17 protein-coding genes are annotated in these 17554 nt (G+C 53.3%); 10 read left to right on the forward strand and 7 right to left on the reverse strand.

Features of this window, described 5'->3' with window-relative positions:
* Positions 1-90: 90 nt before the first annotated feature.
* Positions 91-444: an MmcQ/YjbR family DNA-binding protein gene (locus HMPREF0201_RS00365; RefSeq protein ID WP_016517439.1), complete on the forward strand. Its 354-nt coding sequence runs from the start codon at positions 91-93 to the stop codon at positions 442-444.
* Here HMPREF0201_RS00365 and uvrA read toward each other — a convergent pair whose 3' ends face one another.
* Complete coding sequence (gene uvrA, locus HMPREF0201_RS00370; RefSeq protein WP_016517440.1) at positions 445-3270, reverse strand: excinuclease ABC subunit UvrA; 2826 nt, start codon at positions 3268-3270, stop codon at positions 445-447. It lies immediately after the preceding gene.
* A 231-nt stretch (positions 3271-3501) separates the two neighbouring features.
* On the opposite strand from uvrA, the gene ssb1 reads away from it, so the two are divergent.
* From ssb1 to HMPREF0201_RS00385, 3 genes are all read left to right on the forward strand, one after another.
* Complete coding sequence (gene ssb1 / locus HMPREF0201_RS00375) at positions 3502-4035, forward strand: single-stranded DNA-binding protein SSB1 (protein ID WP_016517441.1); 534 nt, start codon at positions 3502-3504, stop codon at positions 4033-4035.
* A gap of 168 nt (positions 4036-4203) precedes the next feature.
* Positions 4204-5349, forward strand: a complete 1146-nt coding sequence (locus tag HMPREF0201_RS00380; protein ID WP_016517442.1) for a helix-turn-helix domain-containing protein — start codon at positions 4204-4206, stop codon at positions 5347-5349.
* Positions 5349-5900, forward strand: a complete 552-nt coding sequence (locus HMPREF0201_RS00385) for a hypothetical protein (RefSeq protein WP_016517443.1) — start codon at positions 5349-5351, stop codon at positions 5898-5900. The genes HMPREF0201_RS00380 and HMPREF0201_RS00385 overlap by 1 nt, the downstream gene beginning before the upstream one ends.
* A 122-nt stretch (positions 5901-6022) precedes the next feature.
* Here HMPREF0201_RS00385 and HMPREF0201_RS00390 read toward each other — a convergent pair whose 3' ends face one another.
* A complete protein-coding gene (locus tag HMPREF0201_RS00390; RefSeq protein ID WP_039897804.1) occupies positions 6023-6934 on the reverse strand; it encodes a LysR family transcriptional regulator in 912 nt (303 codons plus the stop codon).
* Between the two features lie 144 nt (positions 6935-7078).
* Here HMPREF0201_RS00390 and HMPREF0201_RS00395 point away from each other — a divergent pair, with 144 nt between their 5' ends.
* On the forward strand, positions 7079-8014 hold the full coding sequence (locus HMPREF0201_RS00395) for an aromatic alcohol reductase (RefSeq protein WP_016517445.1): 936 nt from the start codon (positions 7079-7081) through the stop codon (positions 8012-8014).
* A 54-nt stretch (positions 8015-8068) separates the two neighbouring features.
* Here the strand turns inward: HMPREF0201_RS00395 and HMPREF0201_RS00400 are convergent, their stop codons facing one another.
* From HMPREF0201_RS00400 to HMPREF0201_RS00410, 3 genes are all read right to left on the reverse strand, one after another.
* A complete protein-coding gene (locus HMPREF0201_RS00400) occupies positions 8069-9541 on the reverse strand; it encodes a pyridoxal phosphate-dependent decarboxylase family protein (RefSeq protein WP_016517446.1) in 1473 nt (490 codons plus the stop codon).
* A 14-nt stretch (positions 9542-9555) separates the two neighbouring features.
* A complete protein-coding gene (locus tag HMPREF0201_RS00405; protein ID WP_039897806.1) occupies positions 9556-10938 on the reverse strand; it encodes a diaminobutyrate--2-oxoglutarate transaminase in 1383 nt (460 codons plus the stop codon).
* Positions 10939-11313: 375 nt separating this feature from the next.
* A complete protein-coding gene (locus tag HMPREF0201_RS00410) occupies positions 11314-12180 on the reverse strand; it encodes a LysR substrate-binding domain-containing protein (RefSeq protein ID WP_016517449.1) in 867 nt (288 codons plus the stop codon).
* A 97-nt stretch (positions 12181-12277) separates the two neighbouring features.
* On the opposite strand from HMPREF0201_RS00410, the gene HMPREF0201_RS00415 reads away from it, so the two are divergent.
* The 4 genes from HMPREF0201_RS00415 to modA all read left to right on the forward strand — a co-directional run bounded on the left by HMPREF0201_RS00415 (position 12278) and on the right by modA (position 14835).
* Positions 12278-12610, forward strand: a complete 333-nt coding sequence (locus HMPREF0201_RS00415; RefSeq protein WP_016517450.1) for a carboxymuconolactone decarboxylase family protein — start codon at positions 12278-12280, stop codon at positions 12608-12610.
* A gap of 1 nt (position 12611) precedes the next feature.
* Positions 12612-12998 carry a tautomerase family protein gene (locus HMPREF0201_RS00420; protein ID WP_016517451.1) on the forward strand — a complete coding sequence of 129 codons (387 nt, stop codon included), beginning with the start codon at positions 12612-12614 and terminating at the stop codon, positions 12996-12998.
* An 80-nt stretch (positions 12999-13078) separates the two neighbouring features.
* The gene (locus HMPREF0201_RS00425; RefSeq protein ID WP_016517452.1) at positions 13079-14131 is read left to right on the forward strand and encodes an ABC transporter substrate-binding protein; all 1053 of its coding nucleotides are present in this window, start codon (positions 13079-13081) and stop codon (positions 14129-14131) included.
* Positions 14131-14835: a molybdate ABC transporter substrate-binding protein gene (modA, locus tag HMPREF0201_RS00430; RefSeq protein ID WP_016517453.1), complete on the forward strand. Its 705-nt coding sequence runs from the start codon at positions 14131-14133 to the stop codon at positions 14833-14835. The genes HMPREF0201_RS00425 and modA overlap by 1 nt, the downstream gene beginning before the upstream one ends.
* Before the next feature lie 43 nt (positions 14836-14878).
* Here modA and HMPREF0201_RS00435 read toward each other — a convergent pair whose 3' ends face one another.
* Entirely contained in the window at positions 14879-15160 is a 282-nt protein-coding gene (locus HMPREF0201_RS00435) for a YjcB family protein (protein ID WP_016517454.1), read from the reverse strand.
* A 439-nt stretch (positions 15161-15599) separates the two neighbouring features.
* On the opposite strand from HMPREF0201_RS00435, the gene HMPREF0201_RS00440 reads away from it, so the two are divergent.
* Positions 15600-17198 carry an EAL domain-containing protein gene (locus HMPREF0201_RS00440; RefSeq protein ID WP_016517456.1) on the forward strand — a complete coding sequence of 533 codons (1599 nt, stop codon included), beginning with the start codon at positions 15600-15602 and terminating at the stop codon, positions 17196-17198.
* On the opposite strand, the gene soxS is transcribed toward HMPREF0201_RS00440, so the two are convergent.
* Positions 17189-17512 (reverse strand): superoxide response transcriptional regulator SoxS, encoded by a 324-nt coding sequence (soxS, locus tag HMPREF0201_RS00445; RefSeq protein ID WP_016517457.1) that lies wholly within the window; start codon positions 17510-17512, stop codon positions 17189-17191. The two genes, HMPREF0201_RS00440 and soxS, sit on opposite strands and share 10 nt — an antisense overlap.
* Positions 17513-17554 lie beyond the last annotated feature (42 nt).

Here is a 17554-nt window from a genome sequence, read left to right on the forward strand (position 1 = left end):
AATATCCTCGTCGGTTGTGCGCTTTTGGCACACAATTAGTTTTGCCGCGGGCTTTTCCGGGCAAAGGCTATTCAGGACGAGGAAATCAAGATGACGAATTCGGATCTTTTAGAATATTGCATGAATAAACCCGGTGCCGCGCAAAGCGTGCACAGCGACTGGAAAGCGACTCAAATTAAGGTCGCCGATGTGCTGTTTGCGATGGTGCACGCCGATGGGCAGCGCCCGGCCGTGTCGCTTAAGGCAACGCCGGAGCTGGCTGATTTACTGCGGCAGAAACATCAGGATGTTTTTCCCAGCGCTCATCTGAATAAAACCCACTGGAGCACGCTATATCTGGACGGTTCTCTGCCGGGATCGCAAATTTACTATCTGGTGGATGCTTCGTATCAGCAGGCGCTGACATTGCTGCCTGAACAGGTCAGGCAGCAACTCTCGGAGTGACTACTTCAGCAAAGGTTTGAGGAAGCGCGCGGTATGAGAAGCTTTACAGGTGGCGACGGTTTCCGGCGTGCCGGAGACCAGAATCTCGCCGCCGCCGCTGCCGCCTTCCGGCCCCAGGTCCACAATCCAGTCAGCGGTTTTAATCACGTCGAGATTATGCTCAATCACCACGATGGTGTTGCCCTGATCCCTGAGCTGATGCAGGACTTCCAGCAACTGCTGGATATCCGCGAAGTGCAGGCCGGTCGTCGGTTCATCGAGGATATACAGCGTTTGCCCTGTGCCGCGTTTGGACAGCTCTCGCGCCAGCTTAACGCGCTGTGCTTCACCGCCTGAAAGCGTGGTTGCCGACTGGCCAAGTCGAATATAGGACAGGCCAACGTCAATCAGCGTTTGCAGCTTTCGCGCCAGCGCCGGAACCGCATCAAAGAACGCGCGCGCGTCTTCAATCGTCATATCCAGCACTTCGTGAATGCTCTTGCCCTTGTACTTAATTTCCAGCGTTTCGCGGTTATAACGTTTGCCTTTGCACTGGTCGCACGGCACGTAAATATCCGGCAGGAAGTGCATCTCGACTTTGATTACGCCGTCACCCTGGCAGGCTTCGCAGCGCCCACCGCGTACGTTAAAGCTGAAGCGCCCCGGCGTATAGCCACGAGAACGTGCTTCCGGCACGCCAGCAAATAGCTCGCGCACGGGCGTGAAAACGCCGGTGTAGGTCGCCGGGTTGGAGCGCGGAGTACGGCCTATAGGGCTCTGGTCGATGTCGATAACTTTGTCGAAATGCTCCAGGCCGTGAACTTCACGGTAGGGGGCCGGTTCGACAATCGTTGCGCCATTCAGCTGGCGCTGGGCAATCGGGAACAACGTATCGTTGATAAGCGTCGATTTACCCGAGCCGGAAACGCCGGTGATGCAGGTAAATAGCCCAACCGGCAGCGTCAGTGTGACATCTTTCAGGTTGTTGCCCTTCGCGCCGACCAGCTTGAGCACCTTTTCCGGATCTGCGGCAACGCGTTTTTTTGGAACAGCTATCTCGCGTTTACCGCTGAGGAACTGCCCCGTCAGAGATTCCGGCACCGCGATAATATCCTTCATGGTGCCTTCAGCGACCACCTGGCCGCCGTGCACGCCTGCGCCAGGGCCAATATCGATAATATGGTCGGCGGCGCGAATCGCATCTTCATCGTGCTCAACCACAATCACCGTGTTGCCGAGGTTACGCAGGTGGATAAGCGTTTCCAGCAGGCGCTCGTTATCGCGCTGGTGCAGGCCGATAGACGGTTCATCCAGCACATACATGACGCCAACCAGTCCGGCGCCAATCTGGCTCGCCAGACGAATACGCTGAGCCTCGCCGCCGGAGAGCGTTTCCGCCGAACGGGAGAGAGAAAGATAGTTCAGGCCGACGTTCACCAGGAACTTCAGGCGGTCGCCTATCTCTTTCAGCACTTTTTCTGCGATCTGCGCGCGCTGGCCGCTGAGCTTCATGTTCTGGAAGAATTCCATCGCATGGCCGATGCTCATATCGGAAATTGTCGGCAGCGCGGTATTTTCAACGAAGACGTGGCGAGCTTCGCGACGCAGGCGAGTGCCTTCGCAGCTGGCACAAGGACGGTTGCTGATAAACTTCGCCAGCTCTTCACGCACGGCGGAGGATTCCGTCTCTTTATAACGGCGCTCCATATTGTGCAGCACGCCTTCAAACGGATGACGGCGCACGGAGGTATCGCCGCGGTCGTTCATATATTTGAATTCAATCGTTTCTTTACCTGAACCGTGCAGCACGACTTTTTTCACCGTGTCGCTCAGCTCGTTCCACGGTGCTTCAACGTCAAACTTATAGTGCTCGGCCAGAGAACGCAGCATGGTGAAGTAGTAGAAATTACGGCGATCCCAGCCGCGGATGGCTCCGCCAGCCAGAGAGAGTTCACCGTTCTGCACTACGCGGTCCGGGTCAAAATATTGTTGTACGCCCAGGCCGTCGCAGGTCGGGCAAGCCCCGGCCGGGTTATTGAAGGAGAACAGGCGCGGTTCAAGCTCGCGCATGCTGTAGCCGCAAATAGGGCAGGCGAAGTTGGCGGAGAACAGCAGTTCTTCGGCTTTTTCGTCGTCCATATCGGCCACTACCGCAGAGCCGCCGGACAGTTCCAGCGCGGTTTCAAATGACTCGGCCAGGCGCTGGGCAATGTCTTCGCGCACCTTAAAGCGGTCAACAACGACTTCGATGGTGTGCTTCTTCTGAAGCTCCAGCTTTGGCGGGTCGGAAAGGTCGCACACCTCGCCGTCGATACGCGCGCGGATATAGCCCTGGCTTGCCAGGTTTTCCAGCGTTTTGGCGTGCTCGCCTTTGCGGTCTTTAATGATGGGAGCCAGCAGCATCAGGCGCTTGCCTTCCGGCTGCGCCAGCACGTTGTCGACCATCTGGCTCACGGTTTGTGCCGCCAGCGGGATATCGTGATCCGGGCATCGTGGCTCGCCTACTCGGGCGTACAGCAGACGCAGGTAGTCATGGATTTCAGTGATAGTGCCGACGGTTGAACGCGGGTTATGGGACGTGGATTTCTGTTCAATAGAAATCGCAGGCGACAACCCTTCGATATGGTCGACATCCGGCTTCTCCATCAGCGACAGGAACTGACGCGCATAGGCGGAGAGAGACTCGACGTAGCGGCGCTGCCCCTCTGCGTACAGGGTATCAAATGCCAGTGAGGATTTGCCTGAACCCGACAGCCCGGTGACAACGATCAGCTTGTCGCGCGGGATGACGAGGTTGATATTTTTGAGATTGTGGGTGCGGGCGCCCCGAACTTCGATCTTATCCATTCACCTTTCCCGGAATGATGACTACATGCGCCTGGTATATAAAGGAACAACCGACGGCCAGAAACGGCTAATTATGACACAATAAAACCTGAATGGATATCCAGTGCTTTAATGAAACGAGCTATACTTACCCGACATTCTGGAATGTCCCTCGCAGCTATAAACATTGTGGGTGGCATAGTGTAGAATCCCCGGTTTAGACTATCTATAAACGTTTCAGGAGACACGAACATGGCCAGCAGAGGCGTAAACAAGGTGATTCTCGTTGGGAATCTGGGTCAGGACCCGGAAGTACGCTATATGCCAAATGGTGGCGCAGTTGCCAACATTACACTGGCCACGTCAGAGTCCTGGCGTGATAAGCAAACCGGCGAAACCAAAGAAAAAACCGAATGGCACCGCGTTGTGCTGTTCGGCAAACTGGCAGAAGTGGCCGGTGAATACCTGCGTAAAGGCTCTCAGGTTTACATCGAAGGCGCACTGCAAACCCGTAAATGGACCGACCAGGCTGGCGTAGAAAAATACACCACCGAAGTCGTGGTTAACGTTGGTGGCACCATGCAGATGCTCGGCGGCCGTCAGGGCGGCGGTGCACCGGCAGGCGGCAACGGCGGCGGCCAGCCGCAGGGCGGGTGGGGTCAGCCTCAGCAGCCACAGGGCGGCAACCAGTTCAGCGGCGGCGCGCAGTCTCGCCCGCAGCAGCAGAGCGCACCAGCTCCGTCTAACGAACCGCCAATGGACTTCGACGACGATATCCCGTTCTGATGAATTCAGGTTCCAGACCTGTATATTAAGAACAGACAAACCCTGCTTCGGCAGGGTTTTTTGTATTCTGGCGGCTGGATCAGGTGGCGCACGCTACTTTCCGTTAATCACAGGTCGCTTCTCATCGCTAAAACTTGACTAAACTTGACTTCTGTCTATAATTTGCGCATGCAAAAGAAATTGAATACTGATAAAGCGCAATTGGCAATCGATAAAGCCGGTTTGACTCAGACTGCCGTTGCTGAGGCGCTGGGCGTTACTAAAGAAGCCGTTTCCCAGTGGCTTTTACACAAATCTTTTCCTCGTCCAAATAAGCTGCTTCAATTAGGTAAGTTACTGAATCTTTCTTTCGAGGATTTAGTTATTAAGGAAGATCCATATACTCCAAAAGTCGCTTTCCGTAAAATGCGTGGAACCAGGACAAAGAACCATCATATTGAAAAAGCACAGGAAGTTGGCCGCTTCTTACGATATCTTGTGCCTTATTTGCCATTCAATACCTTTGAAATGCCGCCGGTACTCAAGTCCCCAAACTGTGATTACGATTATCTCCGTGCCGTCACTGCGAAAGTCAGGGCGGATATTAATCTCGGGCTTGTAGAGTGTGTCGATTTTACACACCTCATACGGCGTTTTAACGAATTGCAGGCGGTAGTTATCCCGGTAATATGGGGCGCTAAAAAACGCCATGAAAATGCGCTACATATCTACCTTCCTGATTCTGGAAGTACCTGGGTATATTTGAATCTGGATACTAATATTCACGATTTCAAATTCTGGATGGCTCATGAACTGGGGCATTGTTTATCTCCTGGCCTGGAAGGTGATGAGGCTGAAGATTTTGCGGATGCTTTTGCTGCAAGCCTGCTCTACCCGCATGAACTGGCGGAACGAGCATATGACTCTATTCAGTTGCAAGCTACTCCAGCGGCTCAAATTTCTCATGTTATCGACCTGGCTAATCAATTAACAATCTCGCCCTGGACAGTAATAGGCCAAGTCAACAAATATGCTAAATCGACTGGAAAACCTGAAATACTGCTCAGTAAGGTGATTTTTCCCGGGGCGGTTACCAATTTTAATAAGGGATATAAGAATCTTAGTGAAGCGTTGTTCGGTGATGCAGAACTAGATCTACAAGGTAAGCCGAGCGCTCGTGATTATATTAAAAAGGTCGAGGCGGCTTTCGATACGTCATTTTTTGATCTGCTTCGAAAGTATTTAAAAGAACACAACAAGGGACCGGGTTATGTTCAAACCGTGCTGGATTTGCCGCTACTTGATGCACAGAGTATTTATGCCGAGTTGACCTGATGCCTCAATCGAAAATCCTCGTTGATACCAATGCATATTTAAGATTGGCTAAAACCATACGTCCCCTTCTGTTCGTACCCTTTGGTGACAATGAGTATTGCCTGTACATCTTACCTGAACTCAATGAAGAGTTGGCTGGCAGGAGGCTGCAAAGCAAATTTCCCTGGGTAGATGAGGAGGAATTCGCGGAGAATCGTAAACATTTTCCTGTGATAGCCAAAAAACAGAAACTGTCTATTCAACAAACCTTCGAATATATTTGGGATCATGTGCAAACCGAGTTACCTGGGCCATCCAGAGTTGATGCCTGGTATATCGCTTATGCGCTTGAACTTGGCGTTCCGGTCGTCACCGACGACCAGGATATGACCGAGCTAGCCAAAGTCTTTGATGCGCGGGTGATGTCGACGATGGCGTTGCTTAAAATAATGTTGGACTGCGGCCATACCGATATGAGAACTATCGACGGTTTGATTGATTACTGGCGATACTTCTCAGATATTCCTGCCAATCTAAGGGCTGATTACTCGCACCTATTTGGCAAGTCTTAAGGTTGCTTTCCCGCAAGCAGTAAGAACAATATTGGATGACAATCGATACGTCGATTATGAATAACGGTACGTAATAAGCAATTCTCTATGCTGCGTTTTTCATTGAAAATCTCCCGCCAAAATTAACCAGTAGCTCCGCCAATCTGCATGCCCAACATCATCTTGCTCCAGTCGTAAAAAGCCCGAATAGCCGGGGAAACGTGGCGGCTTTGCGGGTAAACCAGAAACAGAGGCATATCGACGGCGTGTTCTTCCAGGCAGGGGTGCAGCTCACCGGCCTTAACGTAATGTTTCACTAAATAGCTGGCAACGCGAATCAGGCCGATGCCCTGAAGACCGGCCTGGATATAGGCGTCGGTGTCATCAACAGTTAGCGTTTCATTCATCCGTACCGGCACTACGCCGCTTTTATCAATAAAGCTCCACTCCGTTGTGCGCCCCGTGCTGTGGATGAGGTAGCCAACGGCGTGGTGATTTTTGAGGTCTTCTAGGCGGGCAGGCTTACCGTGCCGGGCAATGTACTGCGGGGAGGCCAGCACCGACCATTTGAACTGGGCGAGCTGGCGGGCAACCAGCGTGGTGGAATCTTCCACGCTGCCCGTCCTGATAACACAGTCGAATCCTTCCTGAATCAGGTCTACCACCCGATCGCTGGAGCAGAGAATTAGCTCAAGCTCAGGGTAGCGCTCAAGAAATTCCGCGACGCCCGGTAAAATACAGTGCCTGGCAAGAGACTGCGGCATACCAATCTTAAAGCGCCCTCGTGGCTGCCCGGCTTTTCCGGGGAAGGAGGATTCAAGGGCGGCAATATCACCGAGAATTTTTTTACACTCAGCGTAATAGTTCTGGCCGTCGCTCGTGACGCTCAGTTTTCTCGTCGTACGCTGAAGAAGCTGCACCGCCAGAGAGTTCTCAAGGTCTTTAATCATGCGGGAGACGGTTGATCTCGGTAGCCCAAGCAGCTCCGAGGCTCGGGAGAAACTTTGCGTTTCAACCACGTGGCGGTAGACCCGCATGGCTTCCAGTTTATCCATTGAATCCTCCATCAGTTCAGCACAATTGTGCCATTTTTATGAACAGTCTAACCCAATCAGGACGGCTTATCGCTCGCTAAACACGTCGGTAGACTCTCCAGTGATGTAGCAATTCAGCTGCAAATAAAGGGTGAGGAGAGTGATATGACCATCAATGCTGAGAAGGCGGGTGAGAAAATATTGGTGCTTGGTGTGGGACAACTGGGTGCCGCAGTTCTGGACGCATTGCTTCCGGCGGCGGCTTCTCACGGGCACATTGTTACGGCAGGCGTTTCGCCAGGTTCGCTCGACGAAAACGGGCAGCTTCTTTCGCAAAAATATAAGAAATACGCGGCCGCGGGCGCTGATTTTGTTGCGCTGGATATTTCCGCCAGCGGCATCGAGCCGTTGGCTTCGCTGTTCCAGCAATTCGACACTGTCATCAACTGCATGGGGTTTGTTGCCGGGGCGGGAACACAGCTGAAAATCACCACGGCGGTGATTCAGGCGGGCGTTAAACGCTATTTCCCGTGGCAGTTTGGCGTTGATTACGATGTGGTTGGCAAAGGCAGCGGCCAGCCGGTGTGGGATGAACAGCATGATGTCAGGACATTGTTGCGCAGCCAGTCTTCTACCGAGTGGGTGATTGTTTCTACCGGCATGTTTACCAGTTTCTTGTTTGAGCCCGCGTTCGACGTGGTGAACTTGCAGGCCCGGACAATCAACGCTCTGGGCAGCTGGCAGACCCAAGTAACTATCACTTCTCCGGAAGATATTGGGCGTTTAACGACGGCCATTTATCTCGAGCAGCCGCGCATCGTTAATCAGGTGGTTTTTATCGCGGGCGAAACGCTTAGCTACGGCAAACTGGCAGAGATTGTCGAAAGCGTTAGCGGAACGGGCTTTAGCAAAGCGGTGCTCGGCCTGCCGGATTTGCGAAGCGAACTGGGGCGTCAGCCGGATGAGCAGATGCTGCGTTATCGCACCGCCTTCGCGCGCGGAGAAGGTGTCTGGTGGCCGATGGAGAAAACGTATAATTTCGGGAAAAATATTCCCACTCAGAAGGTTGAGGATTGGCTGCGGGCGTTACTGGCTGAATAAAATAAAAAGCCGATGGCGATTGCTCACCATCGGCTTTTCTCTGAGTACAAACGCTTAGGCGTTCAGCAGCGGCTCTGCGGTTTTCTCAACCAGCGCCAGCAGGACTTTTACGTCTTCCAGCGTCACGGTTGGGTTCAGCAGGGTCAGCTTCAGGCAGGTAACGCCCCGGTGCTCGGTCACGCCGACATTGGCGCGGCCGGACTCCAGCAATGCATCGCCGATTTTCTGGTTCAGCAGCGCCACTTCGGCGTCGCTGTAGCCAGCAAGGCTTGCAGGGCGGAAGCGGAACAGCACGCTTGCCAGCTGCGGCTGCATCACCAGCTCCAGAGAAGCATGGTCAGCCACATAGGCCGCTACGTTCTGCGCCATGGTCACGCCGTGATCGATGATTTCGGCATACTGTTTCTGGCCCAGGGCTTCCAGACCCATCCACAGCTTCAATGCATCAAAGCGGCGGGTTGTTTGCAGAGATTTGGAGACCAGGTTTGGCACGCCTTGCTCTTCGTCGAACTCGGAGTTCAGGTATGCAGCCTGGTAGCGCATCAGCTCGTAATGGCGTTCATCCTTGAGCAGGAACGCGCCGCAGCTGATGGTCTGGAAGAACTGTTTGTGGAAGTCCAGAGTCACGGAATCCACCAGCTCCAGGCCGTCCAGGTAATCGCGATACTTTTCGGAAAGCAGCAGTGCGCCGCCCCAGGCCGCATCAACGTGTACCCAGATTTTGTGTTCGGCAGCCAGCTTAGCAATCTCGCGCAGCGGGTCGATAGCACCGGCGTCGGTTGTCCCGGCGGTAGCGACAATCGCCATAATCTGCTCGCCGTTCGCTTTTGCCTGAGCGATTTTGTTCGCTAGGTCGCTAACGTCCATGCGGGCAAACTCGTCGGTTTTCACCAACGTGACGGACTGGTAGCCCATGCCCATCAGCGCCATGTTTTTCTGCACGGAGAAGTGGGCATTTTCAGAGCACAGCACCCGAATTTTGCGGATGTCGCCGGTCAGACCGTCCTGCTGGACGGAGTGACCCTGACGTGCAAAGTAAGCGTCACGCGCCAGCATCAGACCCATCAGGTTGCTCTGAGTGCCGCCGCTGGTGAACACGCCCGCGTCGCCAGCCGGGTAGCCAACTTGTGCGCGCAGCCATTCAATCAGCTTCATCTCAATGATGGTGGCCGACGGGCTTTGGTCCCAGGAGTCCATGCTCTGGTTGGTGGCGTTAATCAGCACTTCCGCGGCCTGGCTTACCACCAGGCTAGGGCAGTGCAGGTGCGCCACGCACTGCGGATGGTGCACCAGCAGGCTGTCTTTCAGGAAATACTCAATCGCGCGTTCAATCGCGACCTGGTTGCCCAGGCCCTGAGGATTGAAGTCGAGCTGAATACGTTCTTTCAGCTCGGCGACGGTTTTGCCCTGGTACATCTGAGGCTGCTGCAACCATTCCACTACGGCCTGGCTGGTCTGGGCGATCGCCTGCTGGTATTCCTCAATGCTCTGCGCTGAGGAGGCCAGAATCGGGTTAGATCGGGACATATTATTCACTCCGGTCAGACAGCTTTGGCGCCAGCGGCTAACAAGGCTTGTTCAAATTTGCTCAGGAAAATTTCCAGCTCATCGTCAGTGATCAACAGAGATGGCAGCAGGCGCAGCACGCAGCCGTTACGGCCACCGCGCTCCAGAATCAGGCCCGCTTCGAAGCATTTCTTCTGAATAAGAGCAGACAGCGCGCCGTCGGCCGGGTAGCAACCCATATGATCCTGGGCTTCTTCAGGCTTAACGATTTCAATCCCGAGCATCAGGCCCAGGCCGCGAACGTGGCCGATAACCGGGTAGCGCTTTTGCAGCTCAACCAGTTTGCCTTTCAGCCATTCGCCCTGAGCGGCAACTTTGTCTGCAACTTTGTTGTTTTTCAGGTATTTCAGCGTGGTCAGGCCGGTCGCCATTGCCAACTGGTTGCCGCGGAAGGTGCCGGTGTGGTGGCCAGGCTCCCAGGCATCGATCTCTTTTCTCAGGCCCAGCACGGCCAGCGGCAGACCGCCGCCAACGGCTTTGGACATCACGATGATGTCTGGCTCAATACCGGCGTGTTCGTAGGCGAACAGCTTGCCGGTACGGGCAAAGCCAGCCTGAACTTCGTCGATAATCAGCACGATGCCGTGCTCTTTGGTCACTTTACGAATGCGTTGCAGCCACTCGGCCGGAGCCGGGTTCACGCCGCCTTCGCCCTGAACCGCTTCGAGAATAACGGCCGCAGGTTTGCGCACGCCGCTTTCAACGTCGTTGATCAAGTTGTCGAAGTAGTAGGTCAGCGCTTTCACGCCGGCGTCACCGCCAATGCCCAGCGGGCAGCGGTACTGGTGCGGGTACGGCAGGAACTGGACTTCCGGCATCAGGCCATTGATGGCCTCTTTCGGAGACAGGTTGCCGGTTACCGACAGCGCACCGTGGGTCATGCCGTGATAGCCGCCGGAGAAGCTGATAACGCCGCTGCGGCCGGTGTGCTTTTTAGCCAGCTTAATCGCCGCTTCTACTGCGTCAGCGCCGGAAGGGCCGCAGAACTGCAGGCAAAATTCTTTACCCTGGCCCGGCAGCAAGGACAGCAGGTATTCGGAGAACTCGTCTTTTAACGGGGTCGTCAGGTCGAGTGTATGTAACGGCAAGCCGCTGGTAATGACATTTTGGATGCTTTGCAGGATATCAGGATGGTTATGGCCAAGCGCCAACGTTCCCGCACCGGCCAGACAGTCGAGATAACGATTATTCTCAACGTCAATTATCCAGGCGCCCTGGGCTTTGGCTATAGCGAACGGTAATTTGCGCGGGTAACTTCTGACATTCGATTCGAATTCAGCCTGTCTTGCCAAATAGGTTTCGTTGGTAGCGTTTGCAGATTGTGCATCTAAAGTATCAATACGGACTTTATCCGTCATCATATCTCTCCTACAACCGTCGGCAGAAGCGCAACGGCTGAATTAAGTAAACTAAATGTTATTCAGGGTGCGTAAAACGCGGCCAATATATGGCTTTTTACCCCCCCGCTCAATCATTTATTTTCCTCGATATTTTTAATTTAAAATCAAATGGTTGATGACGCGTTTCGCAGATATCCAGACATCGGATCTGCCAACTATTGGCAATTGCAGGGAAAAAAGCCGCCGTAAGGCCTCTATTTTTCTCATTGCTTCAATCTGGCCAGACCAGATCAGGAGCTATCTGGAAACAATTGAGCACAAAAAGTTACCGGGGGAAATTCATCGGCAACAGAGGTTTTATTTTTGGCGTGCAGCGGGAAGCTATGGCGGCGTTTAGCGGTAAAAAATGGCTATACGTTCTTCGATAAGTTTGGTCAAAAAATCCAGCGTGGGCTTGTCACCGGACGAGCCATGTTGCAGGCAGAGGCCCAGAGCAGGGAGGCGGGGAAGGGTGTGGAGAACCGCTAAATCGTCAGGTTTACCCACCAGCGTACGTGCGGTAATCCCTAACCCGGCACGGGCTGCCGACCAGAGGCCATTAAGACTGCTGCTTGTGAATGCAATCCGCCAGCTAATACCGGCTGCATCCAGGGCTTCGAGGGCGCGGGTACGAAGTATGCAGGGGGCGTCAAAGAGCGCAAGGGGAAGCGGTTGTCCGGCGGCAAGGCACTCTGCTACTCGTTCGGCGGAACCTATCCAGTGCAGAGGGATTTTTCCCAACTCGTTCTGAAGGGAGCCGGTATTCGTTTGCCAAAGTAAAGCCATATCCAGCTGTGAACGCTGAACGGCCGATTCCAGCTCCGCATTGCGCGCAATTCTGGCTTCAACAATCACGGCGCTGTGAGCCCGGGTAAAGTCGCCCAGTATGTCGGTTAAAACACCTTCGCCAAAATCCTCCTGAAAACCCACCCGCACTTTGCCGCCCAGCCGTGCGCCGCTGGCGGCGACTATTGCGGCATCGTTGAGCGCCAGAAGGCGTTTTGCATAGCTAAAAACGATTTCACCTGTCGGCGTCAGCGTCAGGCCGCGGCCCGCCTTTTTAACAACCGGGGCACCAACCTGCTCCTCCAGTTTTTTGAGCTGGGCGCTGACCGCAGAGGTGGAGCGCCCGTGCCTGTCCGCTGCCCGCGAAAACGAGCCCAGTTCAATGCCGGAGACAAAGGTTCGCAGAACATCGAGATCTAAATGAGTCATCGCCATTGTTCCAAAAAACGGGATTGTTAGTAAAAAATTATCTGATTTTTGGAATGATAGTTGATGAGTATGCTCAGTTTGTCAACGCCAATAAGGAGACATCATGAGCGAGGAAATACAAGAGATTCAGAGGGTTTTGAGCAGGGCTCCTAAGCTTGCCAGCCTGAGTACCGAGTTGTTATTTAAAGATATATGGGAGCGACCGGAGCTTAACAAACGCGACCGCAGCTTGATAACCGTGGCGGCATTGCTGGCGCTTTACCGGCCTGAACAGCTTCCTTTTCATCTGAGCCTGGCACGTCAAAATGGTGTTCGTGACGAGGAAATCAGCGAGCTGATTACCCACCTCGCCTTTTATGCAGGCTGGCCCGCAGCGCACAGTGCATTACTAGCTTTTGATCGGCTGATTATCGCCGGTAGCAACGAGGAGAAATAATATGCCGATTATTCATCTCAGCTTACTTAAAGGGAAAACGACAGCACATCTGGATGCGGTTTCGGCCAGCGTGCAGCAGGCTTTGGTCGAGGCTTTTGACGTGCCTGCTGATGACCTGTTCCAGGTTGTCCATCAACTGGCTGAAACGGAACTGCGTTTTGACCGTCATTATATGGCTGGCCCGCGCAGTAATGCATGGTTGCTGGTTGAGATTACGGCGGGAAAGCCGCGCAATATCGAAACTAAAAAACGCTTCTATCAGGTGCTTACGGAGAGGCTGGCCGCCAAACCAGGGATCCATCCCAATGACGTTATGGTGGTTATCCGGCATAACAATCCGGAGGACTGGTCTTTTGGCGGCGGAACGGCAAGCCTGGTTCCGGCGTAGCCTCTACCCCTTAAAATCGCTGGGCGCGGGGGAGTCATCGCTGTATATTTCAATGCACAACGATTATCAGGACTCCCGCCGTGAACTTATTGACTCGCCGCCTGACTATAGGCGCTCTGTTACTGCTTTCCCCGCTCGCCGCGCTGGCGAACCGCACCATAACCGATCAACTTGGCCGCCAGGTGACTATTCCCGATGAGGTTGACCGCGTGGTGGTGTTGCAGCATCAAACCCTGAACCTGCTGGTGCAGATGAACGCTACCGACAAAGTGGTCGGCATTCTGGCTAACTGGAAGCAGCAACTGGGCGACGGCTATGCCCGGCTGGCTCCGGAGCTTGAGCATAAGGCTCAGCTTGGTGATTTGACCCACGTTGACGCGGAAAAACTGGTGGCGCTACATCCGCAGGCGGTCTTTGTCACCAACTACGCGCCGCAGGAGATGATCGACAGCATCAGCAAGCTCGGTATTCCGGTGATAGCGATCTCCCTACGGCACGACAAGCCGGGCGAGCAGGACAAGCTGAATCCTTCTATGGGCGATGAAGAGCAGGCCTATAACCTGGGTCTTAAAGAGGGCATCACGCTGATTGGCGAAGTGGTCAACAAACAGCAGCAGGCTAAAGAGCTTGTGGAGGCCACTTTCGCCGAGCGTAAGCTTGTCAGCGAGCGGCTGAAAGACATCCCTGAAAGCCAGCGCGTTCGGGCCTATATGGCTAACCCTGACCTGACGACCTACGGTTCCGGTAAATACACGGGCTTGATGATGGCTCATGCGGGGGCGCTAAACGTTGCGGCAGCCACCGTTAAAGGGTTCAAACAGGTTTCAATGGAGCAGGTGATCGCCTGGGATCCACAGACGATCTTCGTGCAGGATCGCTACCCGAAAGTAGTGAATGAAATCAAAAACGATCCGCAGTGGCAGACTATTGATGCGGTGAAGAACCACCGCGTCTGGCTTATGCCGGAGTACGCCAAGGCCTGGGGCTACCCGATGCCGGAGGCGATGGCTATAGGCGAGCTATGGATGGCGAAAAAACTCTACCCGGAAAAATTTCGCGACATTGATATGAAGAAAATCGCCGACAGCTGGTATCAGCGTTTTTATCGTACGCATTATGAGGGCGTTGAGTGATGGATTTGCAGGTGCTGGCGGCGGGAAGCCTGCGCCTTGCCTGGCAGCCGCTGATGGCGCAGTTCTGCCGTGAAACCGGCATCCATGTTGATACCCGGTTTGCTCCGGCAGGTATGCTGAGGGAACGTATTGAGGCTGGTGAATATTGCAGCCTGTTTGCCTCGGCGAATATGGCTCATCCTCAGGCGCTGCTGGAGCAGGGGATAGCTTCTGCGGTTCAGCGTTTTGCCGGGAACACGCTCTGTGTGACGGCGGCGGCGCAAGTGGTGGAGGAGAAGAGCGACTGGCTAAGCCTGCTGGCTAATCCCGCGCTTCGCATTGCCACTTCCACGCCCGGCAGCGACCCTTCAGGTGATTACACCTGGCAGCTATTTGCCGGGTTGCAGTCGCGATTTGGCGTTGAGCTACACCACCGGGCCATACCGCTGGTTGGCGGGCCGGACAGCAAACCGGTTCCGCAGGGAGAGCTTGCCGCCGCGTGGTTAATCGGCAGCGGCCAGGCCGATCTCTTTATTGGCTATCGTAGCTATGCCGGTGTTTTAAAACAGCATAAGGAGCTGAGAGTGTTTGAAATTCCTCAGCCTTATAATATTGAAGCGAATTACGGCGTGGCGCTGTGCGATGAACGGGCAAGGCCGCTGTGGGCATTTCTCGGCTCCGATAGCGCCCGGGGAATATTATTGCAGAGTGGTTTTAGCGCCTGAATAATAAAAAACCGCTGGCAGCAGCGGCTTTTATGGGTTCCCGTCAGGGCATCATGGTTGGCCATTCCGCCGGCATGCGTGAGATTACGTTCACCAGCAGCTGCTTAAAGGATGCCCAGATAAGCGGGAAATCCTCCAGCGTCAGGCCCAATAAACCCATAGCAAACCAGCATGACGCGGCGATGCCCAGCCCGCTGCAGGCAAATGCCAGTATCCGGTAGTCGGAGCGGCGAAACTGGATATTGAGGCTACTTGCCAGAAACATCAAAACGGCACTGACCAGCGGCCAGCGCAGCAAAAAAACGCCGGTAGTAATTGTTGCCATTCACCTTATTCCTCGAAAGCTGCAACTCTTCTGTTTGTTGCATCAATAATGTGAAGTCTATCACTATTGGGCATTTAATCACCAGTTTTGAGCGTGTTTTTCGTCGTTTTTATCGCCGGAAAGGCGTCTTTTTAGGCTGGAATTAGCCGCGCAGCGGTGAACATTTTGTTTATCTGACGTTTACCGCAATTTCGTTTAAATAATCATTCCCTGCTGCTTTAACCCCAGAAAAAATCATATTCACTCGGCAGGTCAAATCTTAAGCTAAACAGTCTCCCGATTTAACTTATCTTATTGTTGCGCAAATTAATTTTCGCTGAGTTAACGCCTGAATCCTATTGCTAAAACAGGCTTTATGATGCAACGTAATCGGCGGTCATCAGGTGGTTCCGGTAAGACATAAAAAATGAGCGGTTAATAGCAGGGACATGTGGGCATCATGGTGAAACGAGTCTATTTAAAGGTGTTGCGCACATCAGGATTTGTCCTGATGGTTTGCCTGCCGGTTATGCTGGCTATCTATTTTGCGCATATGCGCGCAACCAGCGACACCCAGCAGCATCTGCACTCTTTTGGCAAGCTGGTGATGGAAAAGACGGAAATTGTCATCAGCCACGTTAATGACGCCCGCAGCGAAGCCGAGAATTTTTCCGGAGATATATGTAGCCCGGAACATATGGCTAACATGCTGGATATTGTGCGCAGTAAACTTTTTGTCGCCGACTTAATTTACGCTAAAGGCAATCAGCTGCTTTGTTCTACCAGCTATAAACCGTTAAAACCCATTCCTGCCCCTCCGCCGACCTATACCCGCAAGCCGGATGTGGCAATTAACTATTATCTGGATACGCCTTTTTACGCCGGTCATAAAATGACTTATATGCGGCGTGGTAATTATATCGCGGTAATTAATCCGCTCACCTGGTCGGAAGTTTTGTCTGAGGACGATTCTTTGGTCTACGGCGTGTTTGATACCGTCACCAGGAGTTTCTTTTCTTTAAGCTCCGGCGCCGATAGCGATCTGCTGCACGGCTTTATTCTGCGTGGAGAGAAAACCTTTACCCACGATAACCGCTTTTACACCATTAACTATTCGGCAAAAAGACCGATAGCGGTCATTGTTTCGACTTCAGAAACGCTATTTAACCGCCAGTGGTATCACCAGCTGACGCTGACTTTGCCGCTGGGTGTTATTTGCAGTCTTATAATTCTTATGATGTGGTCACGAACCCGACAGCAGCTTAATTCACCACGTCGTATGCTGCAAAGAGCGCTGGCCAGAAAACAGCTTAAGCTTCATTACCAGCCGATAATTGATATTCAGAACGGCCACTGCGTTGGGGCAGAGGCGCTGCTGCGCTGGGTTAATTTTAACGGGCAGACCATCAGCCCCGGCACATTTATTCCGCTGGCTGAATCTGAAGGCTTGATTCAAAAAATATCAGACTATGTGGTGGATGCGGTATTTAAAGACTTTGGTGAGTTCCTCGCGGACCATCCGGGGCTGTACGTTTCGATAAATCTTTCGGCGGCGGATTTTCATTCTTCACGCCTGATTAATGTTCTCTCCGAACGCATTAAGACCTATAACATCAGGCCCGGGCAGATAAAAATTGAAGTTACCGAGCGTGGATTTATTGATGTTGAAAAAACCAGGCCGGTTATTCAGGAGTTTCGTAATGCCGGGTTTAAAGTGGCGATTGATGATTTTGGCACCGGTTATTCGAACCTGCACAACCTGCAATATTTAAACGTCGATATCTTAAAAATCGATAAAAGCTTTATTGATTCGGTCACCAGCGAGCGCGCCAGCCACTTACTGGTAGAACATATTATTGAAATAGCCCACAGCCTTAACCTGACGACTATCGCCGAAGGCGTGGAAACCGAAGCACAGCTTGCGTGGCTGGTGGAGCACGGCGTGGAGTTCTGCCAGGGCTGGTATTTTGCGAAGGCGCTTCCACCTCAGGAATTTATTGCCTGGCTGTATACGCCAGGCGGCATCAACCTTGCTTCCGGGCGAGCCACTCAGGCCTGATGGCGGTAGTCCGTTGGCGTGCGGTCGAATTCACGGCGAAACACGCGGGAGAAGGTTTGCTGCGAGACGTAGCCGTAGTCCATAGCGATATCAAAAATTGGCCGCTGAGTGGTTCTTAGCTCGGTAGCCGCCATCAGCAGGCGGCGCTGGCGAATATAGTCGCCCAGCGTTTGATGCATCACGGTGCGGAACATCCGCTGCAAATACCACTTTGAATAACCGGATTTTTTTGCCACCACGTCGATGTTAAGCGGCTGGTCAATATGTTCATCAATCCATTCAGTCAGCGTATAAATGATGTCCTGGTGAGCCATGAGTCGTCCTCATTTACGGGTTAGCAAGTTTCGTTGAGCCGG

Origin of the sequence: Cedecea davisae DSM 4568 (genome assembly GCF_000412335.2) — a bacterium.
GTDB lineage: Bacteria > Pseudomonadota > Gammaproteobacteria > Enterobacterales > Enterobacteriaceae > Cedecea > Cedecea davisae.

Coding starts and splice junctions, on each gene's coding strand:
- HMPREF0201_RS00385 (WP_016517443.1), top strand. CDS start 5,349: ATGCCTCAATCGAAAATCCTCGTTGATACCAATGCATATTTAAGATTG.
- HMPREF0201_RS00420 (WP_016517451.1), top strand. CDS start 12,612: ATGCCGATTATTCATCTCAGCTTACTTAAAGGGAAAACGACAGCACAT.
- HMPREF0201_RS00390 (WP_039897804.1), bottom strand. CDS start 6,934: ATGGATAAACTGGAAGCCATGCGGGTCTACCGCCACGTGGTTGAAACG.
- soxS (WP_016517457.1), bottom strand. CDS start 17,512: ATGGCTCACCAGGACATCATTTATACGCTGACTGAATGGATTGATGAA.
- HMPREF0201_RS00405 (WP_039897806.1), bottom strand. CDS start 10,938: ATGACGGATAAAGTCCGTATTGATACTTTAGATGCACAATCTGCAAAC.
- HMPREF0201_RS00395 (WP_016517445.1), top strand. CDS start 7,079: ATGACCATCAATGCTGAGAAGGCGGGTGAGAAAATATTGGTGCTTGGT.
- HMPREF0201_RS00440 (WP_016517456.1), top strand. CDS start 15,600: ATGGTGAAACGAGTCTATTTAAAGGTGTTGCGCACATCAGGATTTGTC.
- uvrA (WP_016517440.1), bottom strand. CDS start 3,270: ATGGATAAGATCGAAGTTCGGGGCGCCCGCACCCACAATCTCAAAAAT.
- HMPREF0201_RS00400 (WP_016517446.1), bottom strand. CDS start 9,541: ATGTCCCGATCTAACCCGATTCTGGCCTCCTCAGCGCAGAGCATTGAG.
- modA (WP_016517453.1), top strand. CDS start 14,131: ATGGATTTGCAGGTGCTGGCGGCGGGAAGCCTGCGCCTTGCCTGGCAG.
- HMPREF0201_RS00435 (WP_016517454.1), bottom strand. CDS start 15,160: ATGGCAACAATTACTACCGGCGTTTTTTTGCTGCGCTGGCCGCTGGTC.
- HMPREF0201_RS00365 (WP_016517439.1), top strand. CDS start 91: ATGACGAATTCGGATCTTTTAGAATATTGCATGAATAAACCCGGTGCC.
- ssb1 (WP_016517441.1), top strand. CDS start 3,502: ATGGCCAGCAGAGGCGTAAACAAGGTGATTCTCGTTGGGAATCTGGGT.
- HMPREF0201_RS00410 (WP_016517449.1), bottom strand. CDS start 12,180: ATGGCGATGACTCATTTAGATCTCGATGTTCTGCGAACCTTTGTCTCC.
- HMPREF0201_RS00380 (WP_016517442.1), top strand. CDS start 4,204: ATGCAAAAGAAATTGAATACTGATAAAGCGCAATTGGCAATCGATAAA.
- HMPREF0201_RS00415 (WP_016517450.1), top strand. CDS start 12,278: ATGAGCGAGGAAATACAAGAGATTCAGAGGGTTTTGAGCAGGGCTCCT.